We start from the raw sequence: 8,357 nt of genomic DNA, 5'->3' as shown, positions 1-8,357 counted from the left end.
CACGACAGATTCCCACGCGGAGGCAACGCAAACCGTTGGTTCGGCCGCAACAGCTCGCGGCCGGGGAAGTGCAGGCCGGCCTCGGAATGCCTCGAATCGAGGAGCGTGCCCGCGGTGGTCTCGATCGTGCCGCTCGCGGCCGAGTATGGCCCTAGCCGGACCGATCTCCTCAACGTGTCAGAGACGCCCGAGTTCCTCACCGAGAAGTCCAAGATTGATGTCATGCCCAGCTACGTCCAGTCGCGCTCGGCAGACGGGGAATTGCTCGCGGGGACGGTGAAACCGCTGATCGTCACGTACACGGATGAGGTCGCGGGGACAGGGGCCTCGGACACGATCGTCGCCATCTCGCTCGATGACGGTGCGACGTGGAAGCATTTCAACCTGTCGAGGAGCGCGACGGAGTCGTCGTTCGACCTGGCCGATGGGCAGGCGGCCTACGGCGACACCGTCAAGCCGGTCATCCAGGTTGCCGGTCGCAACCTGTTCGTCGCGTGGACCTCGAAGTACGCCCCGCTGGAAACGCCGGACTCTGTCAGCCCCGCGTACGGCCGAACGGATTCGTTCGGGGTCGCCGGGGAGCAGGGGTCGGTCGATTACGCCGCCGAGGGCAGGCCGGATCTCGGCGAGGTGCCCTTCAGCGCGGTCTGGGTCGCCCGGGGCATGATCAACCTCGACGGCACGGTCGATTGGCTCCGGGCCGAACAGGTGACATCCGGGGTGCGGGACGCGATCCAGGTGAACATCTCGGGTGCCGGCCAGGCCGGGTTTGCGGTGAGCTGGCAGGAAGACCCGGAGGGGTTGCGGCCCGGTGAAGGGCTCGGGCCGGGCGACGGCCTATCCGGTGCGCTCGTCAGCGATGGCACCGACATCTGGTACAGCTCCATCCGCTGGGACGACTTCCTGAAGAAAGACCCGGCCGTCGACCCCGGGGCCGATCCGCATGGCCGGGCCAAGGCGCTGGTGCCGATGTCCAGCCCGGTTCGCGTCACGAACAATGACGGCGGTCGGACCGGTGCATCGCGCCCCAATATGTTCCTCCAGCCGCTCCGGGATTCGACCGGCAAGGTCATCGGCGCCGAGACGATCCTCGGATACGAGGAGACGAAGGGGGGTGGAGATACGGGGAAGTCCGTCTTCTACCATCACTTCCCGGACTTCACCGACCCGGACACGATCGATGAGGGCGATCTGCTGAGCGATCCCGGGCTCAACGCCCGGCGCGTCCGATTCGTCCTCCAGCCCAAGGCGCAGGCGGGGGACTCGGGGACCGTCCTGGCGGCGCTCTACCGGCAGAGCGAAGGCGGGCACGACTCGCCCGCGGATATCTTCATGAGGCGAGCACTCGGCGACTACACCTTCGCCTCCTTCCAGTCCGAGGTCAACGTCAGCAGCGCGGGCCTGGACGATGGCTGGGACGCCGACCCCGATGACAATGCGCGGGCCCACCGCGGCATCATGCGAGGCGACTTCATGATGCTCGGCTACACCTTGACGACCGACTGGGCAGCAGCCCAGGTCGGTGAAGACCATTACGACTTCTTCGTCCGCAGGTCGTTCGACGGCGGCGTGACCTGGGAGGAGTCGCGGAACCTCTCCAACCTCCCCGACCACACGATGTCGGTGATCGAGCCGCGGATCGTCGGCACGCCGGGCACGATCACCAAGCTCGACGGCCCCCCGACCGGGAACCCCGAAGATCTCCAGAACCCCGACGTGATCTTCGTATCCTATGGCACCGCATTCGACACGCCGGGAGGCGATGAGGACGAGGACTCCGACTCGAAGAACGCGGCCGACATCTTCTATTCCCGGACGACGGACCGGGGCGACACCTACGAACTCGTCTACGACGCAGCGACGGGCGCGTGGGGGTTCGCTCCTCTTGCAGAGGGGCCGGCCTCGCAGGCGGAGGCACAACTCCGGACGACGCCGTCAGGCACGAGGCTCTATGCCGTCTGGAATCAGAACGGGCTGGATCCCGCGACCGGGATCGAGGGGAGCGATTCGTGGTTCGCCAGGATCGAGTTTGCTCCGACGATCAGCGCGCCGGCGGATCAGTCGGCGAGGGAGCGGATCGCGGGGGTGGTCGACCTGGGCACGCTGGTCGACCCGGGGGACGACGGGCCATGGACGGTCGTGATCGACTGGGGCGACGGCACCAGTGATACCGTGGTGGTCGATGAGGCGGGGCCGATCGGCCTGCGGTCGCATCGGTATCTGACGGCGGGGAGCTTCGAGGTCACGCTCTCGGCGGCGGACGACGACGGGGTCGAGGGGCCGTCGAGCAGCTTCCGGGTCGCGGTCACGCCGACCCCGGCGACGCCGGGGGACATGGACCGCGACGGCCTGACCGACCTGGTCGACTACACCTCCGACGCGGCGACGGGCGGCCGGTTCGAGGTCCGCCAGACCTCGGACGGCACCGCGCACCTGGCCCCGCTGGGCGCGATGGGGGACATCCCGGTCCACGGCGACTTCGACGGCGACGGCATCATCGACCTGGCCATCTTCCGCCCGGACGTGGACAGCAACGGCGACGGCGTCGCCGATGCCGCCGGCTGGACGATCGTCGAGTCGTCGACCGGGAGCACGAGGGAGGTCCTCTTCGGCGCGCCGGGGATGATGGACATGCCGGTCGCGGCCGACTTCGACGGCGACGGCATCGCCGACATCGCGACCTTCCGGGCGAGCAGCGACCTGACGCCGGGCGCGGCCGAGTGGTTCATCCTGCCCAGCTCGACGGGGCTGGCGTACCGCTTCGCCTTCGGCGCGGCGAACCTGATGGACCTGCCGGCGCCGGCGGACTTCGACGGCGACGGGAAGGCCGACATCGCGACCTTCCGTCCGGACAGCGACCTGACGCCGGGCGCGGCCGAGTGGTTCATCCTGCCCAGCTCGACGGGCCTGATGGACCTGCCGGCGCCGGCGGACTTCGACGGCGACGGGAAGGCCGACATCGCGACGTATCGCCCGGTGAGCGACCTGCTCGCGGGGTCGGCCCACTGGTTCGTCGTGCCCTCGTCGACGCATCTCGGCTACGCCGAGGCGTTGGGCGAGGCGGGGGACGTGGCGGCCCCGGGGGACTACGACGGGGACGGTCGGATCGACCTGGCGACGTTCCGCCAGGGATCGTCGACCTGGACGATCCGAGAGAGCGCGACGGGTGACGATCGGGCGGAGCTGTTCGGGACGGACGGTCCTCGGACGGTGCCGCTGGTGTCGCCGCTGGTGAGCCGGCTGGCGGCGACGGGGCACGCCCTGGGGATCGGGACGGCCACGGCCGCCCGGCTGGCGGGGGTGTCGGGCCCGTCGACGCTGCTGCAGGCGCTCGACGAGGCGCTGGAGGAACTGGATCGACTGCGGTGGAATTGACCACCGGGTCCGGGCTCGCCGGCCGGGCGTTGCCGGCCGGCGAGCCGAATCATTGCATGTGCGTGTGTTGCTTGAAAAACCCGGGGAGATCGGTCCCCGGGGATGGGGCGGAGGGGGGCGGGGGCCGGGCCGAGCGGCGTCAAAGCTCGGGGACCGACGATTTCGACTCGCCGGGATTGGGCTCGGCGGAGTCGGGATGGATGCCCTGGTAAATCATCGCCATGCGTTCGCGATGACGAAACCAGGAATTGAAGATGCCAGCAATCGATCCCGAAGTGATTGCGACGATGGCGATCCAGCCGAACCAGGGGATCGAGGCGACGGCGGTCCAGACATTCGACATGAGGGGGCCTCCGAACCTGAGACGCTTGGGATGCGATCGCGGCGCCCGGACGAGGCCGGGCGACCGATCGGGGGCGTACAGAAAGGGGTTCGACGCTCCCCCGGATTTCTTGTCGGGCTGGTCGGGGAGCGGCTGCGGGTCAGTTCGGTTCGACGCCCCGGAACGCCAGGGATCGGGGCGAGGGGCGATCGGGCGGGGAGGCGAGGCCCGAGGGGGTTGGCGGGGGGGGCGTCGGGTCGGGGTGGGAATCGAGGACCGCGTGCAGCTCGGCGGCGTCGATCGTCTCGCGGTCGAGGAGCAGCTCGGTGAGGGCGACGAGCGCACCGGCGCGGCGGCGGAGGAGGGAGTGGGCGAGGGCGAGGGCCTCGTCGAGGAGGCGGCGGACCTCGAGGTCGATCTCGCGGATGGTCCGCTCGCTCCAGCCGGGGCCGCCCTGGCCGGACGAGGGGTCGATGCCGTAGCAGACGCGGCCGAGGTTGGGGCTCATGCCGAAGTCGGTCACCATGCGCCGGGCGATCTGGGTGGCGCGCTGCAGGTCGCTGGTCGCGCCGTCGGAGATGGAATTGAGGGCGAGTTCCTCGGCCGCGGTGCCGCCGAGCAGGCCGGCGAGGCAGTGCATGAGCCACTCGGTCGTGTGGAGGAAGCGGTCTTCCTCGGGCCGGTACATGGTGAACCCGCCCATGCCGTTGCCCCGGCCGATGATGGTGACCTTGTGGACGGGGTCGGTGCCGGGGAGGCTGGCGGAGACGAGGGCGTGGCCGGCCTCGTGGACGGCGATCCGCCGGCGCTCGTCGGGTCGCATGACCCGGCCGCGGGTCTCGGGGCCGGCGAGGATGCGCTCGAACCCCTGCTCGAAGTCGGCCCGCTCGACCCGGTCCTTCCCCTTGCGGGCGGCGAGCAGGGCGGCCTCGTTGACGAGGTTGGCCAGCTCGGCCCCGGCGAATCCGGAGGTCATGGCCGCGACCTGGCGGAGGTCGAGCTGCTCGCAGAGCGGGACCTCTCGGGAGTGGACCTTGAGGATCTGCTCGCGGCCGACGAGGTCGGGCGGGTCGACCCGGATGTGGCGGTCGAAGCGGCCGGGGCGGATCAACGCCGGGTCGAGCGTCTCGGGGCGGTTGGTGGCGGCCATGACGATGATGCCGCTGTTGGCGTCGAAGCCGTCCATCGCCACGAGGAGCTGGTTGAGGGTCTGGTCGCGCTCGTCCTGGGCACCCGAGGCGCCCGAGGATCGGACCTTGCCGATGGCGTCGATCTCGTCGATGAAGATCAGGCAGGGTGCCTTGGCCTCGGCCTTGGCGAAGAGGTTGCGGACCCGCGCGGCACCGACGCCGACGTACATCTCCATGAAATCGGAGCCGGAGAGGGCGAAGAAGGGGACGCCCGCCTCTCCCGAGACGGCCCGGGCGAGCAGGGTCTTGCCGGTGCCGGGGGGGCCGACGAGGAGGACCCCCTTGGGGATCCGGCCGCCGAGCGCGGCGTAACGCTCGGGGGTCTTGAGGAAGCCGACGACCTCCTGGAGTTCCTCGACGGCCTCGCGGAGGCCGGCGACGTCGTCGAAGGTGACGCGGCGAGACGACTGGTCGCGGGCCTTCGGCTTGCTGCGGGTGAAGGCCATGGCCGGGCCGAGGCCGCCCCCTCGGGTGATGAGGAAGAGGCCGAGGAGCAGCAGGACGACGACGGCGAGCGTGGCGATGCCGGAGGCGATCGGGCCGATGTCGCGCTGGTATTCGTAGTCGTCGGCGTGTTGATCGAGCAGGGTGGTCAGGTCGGGGTCGGCCTGGGCGCCGGACCAGGTGGCCCGGATGCGCCTGGGGCTGCCGTCGGCGTCGGCGGAGCGGAGTTCGGCGTCGAGGCTCCGAGCCCCGAGCTGGACCGACTTGACCTGCCCGTCGACGAGGCCGCGGCGGAACTGGCCGTAGGTCCAGGATTCGATCGTCGAGGCGCGATGGCTCATGATCGCGGCGACGGTGAAGAGGACCAGGACCGCGCCGATGGCGAGGCCCCAGAGGATGAGGGGCCGTCTCGGGCCGGACGGGTTGCCTGACGAAGGGGAGTGATGCGCGCTCATCGGGTGTCGTCTCGGTGATCGGGAGGCAGGGCGAAAGTCACGATGCAAGGCGAAACGAACGAGCTTCGGAGGCTGATCCTGGGACGTATGGGCGGACGGACGTGAGTGAATCTACCGATTGATCGGCACGCGAGGGGTCGGGTCGAGGGAGCGGGCTACGATTCCGGTTGGGCGGGGTCGATCCGGAGCCCGGAGCGGGCCCGAAACGCCTCGGGCCGGGGGCGTCGGTCGGGACCGGGGTGGGCGGGGGCGGGGGCGGGGGCCGCGCCGACGGTCGAGGAGGCGGGGTGGTGCTCGATCCGCCGGGCCTTGGACAGGTCGATGGTGGTGTCGGAGAGGGCGACCTCGATGCGGCGGTCGCCGGGGAGTTGCTGCGGGATGGTCACGGTGAAGGTGCTGCCGCGGCCGGGCTCGCTGTCGAGGCTCACGTCGCCGCCGAGCATGCGGGCCAGTTCGCGGACGATGGAGAGGCCGAGCCCGGTCCCCTGGTGCTCCCGGATCAGGACGTCGGCCGACTGGCCGGGGATGCCGGCCTGGCGGAACTTCTCGAAGATCACCTCGCGGTCCTCGGCGGCGATCCCGATGCCGTTGTCGGCCACGGCGACGACGATGGAGCGGCCTTCGGCCCTGGCCGAGAGGACGACGCGGCCCCCTTCGGGGGTGAACTTGAGGGCGTTGGACAGGAGGTTGTAGACGATCTGACGCAGTTTGCCCTGGTCCTGGCGGACGAGGGGGATGGCCTCGTCGAGCCGGCATTCCAGCTCGATGCTCTTGCGCTCGGCCATGGGGCGCATCTGCACGGCGAGGGTCTCGCAGACTTCGCGGACCGAGAAGTCGTCGGCGCGGACCTCCATCTTGCCGGACTCGATCTTGGCCAGGTCGAGGATGTCGTTGATCATCGACAGGAGCATCCGGCCGCTGTTCTGGATGTTCGAGGCGTAGCGGCGCTGCTTCTCGCCGAGCTGATCGTTGCCGGAGAGGACCTCGGAGAACCCGATGATGCTATTCAAGGGGGTCCGGAGTTCGTGACTCATGGTGGCGAGGAAATCGCTCTTGATCCGGTTCATCTCGTAGAGGGCCATGTTGGCCTGGGCCAGCTCGTCGACCTTGCGGTCGAGGTCGCCGTTGACGTCGCGCAGCTCTTGCTGCATGGCGACGAGGTTGTGGAGCATGCGGTTGAAGGCGTGGGAGAGCTCCTCGAATTCGTCGCCGGTCTGGATGCGGCTGCGGATGTTCAGGCGGCCGGCGGCGATGGCGTCGGAGACCTCGCGCAGGTGCTTCACGGGCCGGACGATGATGTAGCGGACGATCGTCCAGGAGGCGAACATGGCCAGGATGGCCGTGACCAGGGCGGTGGCGATGAGGATGGCCCGGTTGCGGTTGATGGCCTTGTTGGTCTGCTCCATCGGCAGCTTGACCAGGACGACGCCGGCGAGGTCGCCGGGCTGGGTGCGGGCGTACTTGCCCGACTCGTCGAGGCGGATCATGTCGTGATACTGGGCCGCGGAGGAGAGGCCGGGCTCGTCGTCGAGGGGGGCGTCGGGCGGTTCGATCGGCGGCAGGGTCGCGCCGGGGTCGTCCTCGTCGCCCAGGCTCGTCATGTCGATCGGCACCATCGCGGGGACCGGGTCGGTCGCCGGGCGGGCGTGGCAGGAGGCGATGCAGCCGGGCCGGAACAGGACGGCCTGGACATAGGTGTATTCGGAGCGGTCCTGGCCGATCTCGGTGTACTCGGCCGGGGTGCCGTCGGGGAAGCTGTAGGGTCGGGTCAGGCCGTTGGCGTCCCAGTCGCCGCGCTGGCGGACGGCGGCCTGGAGGAAGCGGTCGACGATCCGGCGCTCGAAGTCGTCCCGGGGGCGGCGGTCGGCCTCCTCGGCGAACGGCTTGACGACGTGCCAGTCGAAGTGCTGGAAGCCGTCCTTGGGGGTCAGCTCGCGCGAGACCTTGTCGACGATCGGGGCCAGCTCGGGGCGGACGAGGGCGGCCTTGAGGTGGATCTCCTCGAGGATCGGCTTGACCTGCATCCGGGCGGCCTGGCGGCTCTGGCCGATGACGAGGCTCTCGGTCTTGCGCCCGTAGATATAAAAACTGATCGTGACCAGCAGCAGGATGCCGCCGCCGAAGATGAACCGGCACTTCCGCTCCAGGCTCGTCTCGCCGAGCAGGTGCTTGAAGGTGCGATACGACACCGGCGGTCTCCGTCGGGACGCTCGGAGCACACGAACACGCGACGATCGAAGGCGACGGACGCGACGGGGTCCGATCGGCTTGATCCGAGACGCTAGCGATCCTCGGTGCGGGTCCTTCCCTGGAATGCGTCCCAGGATACCCGATCGCGGCACCGTCGCCTAGACGATCCGGGACGATTGCGGCGACGCTGCCGGGTGGGGGTGTCGGGTCCGCGGGGGCTCACCGAGGCGGGGCGGTTCCGGCGGATCGGTGCGATTCGAGCGGTCCCCGCCTGCGCGAGGCGGTTCGTTCGGGCCGCGGGCCTCCCTGACCCGCGAGAGCGGTCGATGGGAGGTAGAAGGCGGTGGCGAGAAAAGGGACGCGGTTCGATCGTCTCGAGAG

4 protein-coding genes are annotated in these 8,357 nt (G+C 69.7%); 1 reads left to right on the top strand and 3 read right to left on the bottom strand.

All coding sequences use genetic code 11. The features are described from left to right. Positions 1–114 precede the first annotated feature (114 nt). Complete coding sequence (locus AB1L88_RS06755) at positions 115–3,375, top strand: choice-of-anchor O protein (protein ID WP_367095873.1); 3,261 nt, start codon at positions 115–117, stop codon at positions 3,373–3,375. A 139-nt stretch (positions 3,376–3,514) separates the two neighbouring features. On the opposite strand, the gene AB1L88_RS06750 is transcribed toward AB1L88_RS06755, so the two are convergent. The 3 genes from AB1L88_RS06750 to AB1L88_RS06740 form a co-directional block, all read right to left on the bottom strand. After that, the gene (locus AB1L88_RS06750) at positions 3,515–3,718 is read right to left on the bottom strand and encodes a hypothetical protein (protein ID WP_367095872.1); all 204 of its coding nucleotides are present in this window, start codon (positions 3,716–3,718) and stop codon (positions 3,515–3,517) included. A gap of 139 nt (positions 3,719–3,857) precedes the next feature. Then, positions 3,858–5,786 (bottom strand): ATP-dependent zinc metalloprotease FtsH, encoded by a 1,929-nt coding sequence (gene ftsH, locus AB1L88_RS06745; protein ID WP_367095871.1) that lies wholly within the window; start codon positions 5,784–5,786, stop codon positions 3,858–3,860. A 155-nt stretch (positions 5,787–5,941) separates the two neighbouring features. Beyond that, positions 5,942–7,975 (bottom strand): ATP-binding protein, encoded by a 2,034-nt coding sequence (locus AB1L88_RS06740; protein ID WP_367095870.1) that lies wholly within the window; start codon positions 7,973–7,975, stop codon positions 5,942–5,944. Positions 7,976–8,357: the final 382 nt, after the last annotated feature.

The organism is Tautonia sp. JC769 (assembly GCF_040717455.1).
In the GTDB taxonomy this organism is placed as follows: domain Bacteria; phylum Planctomycetota; class Planctomycetia; order Isosphaerales; family Isosphaeraceae; genus Tautonia.
The sequence above is the reverse complement of the archived record's forward strand: the minus strand, read 5'-3'. Positions and strand labels throughout refer to the sequence as shown.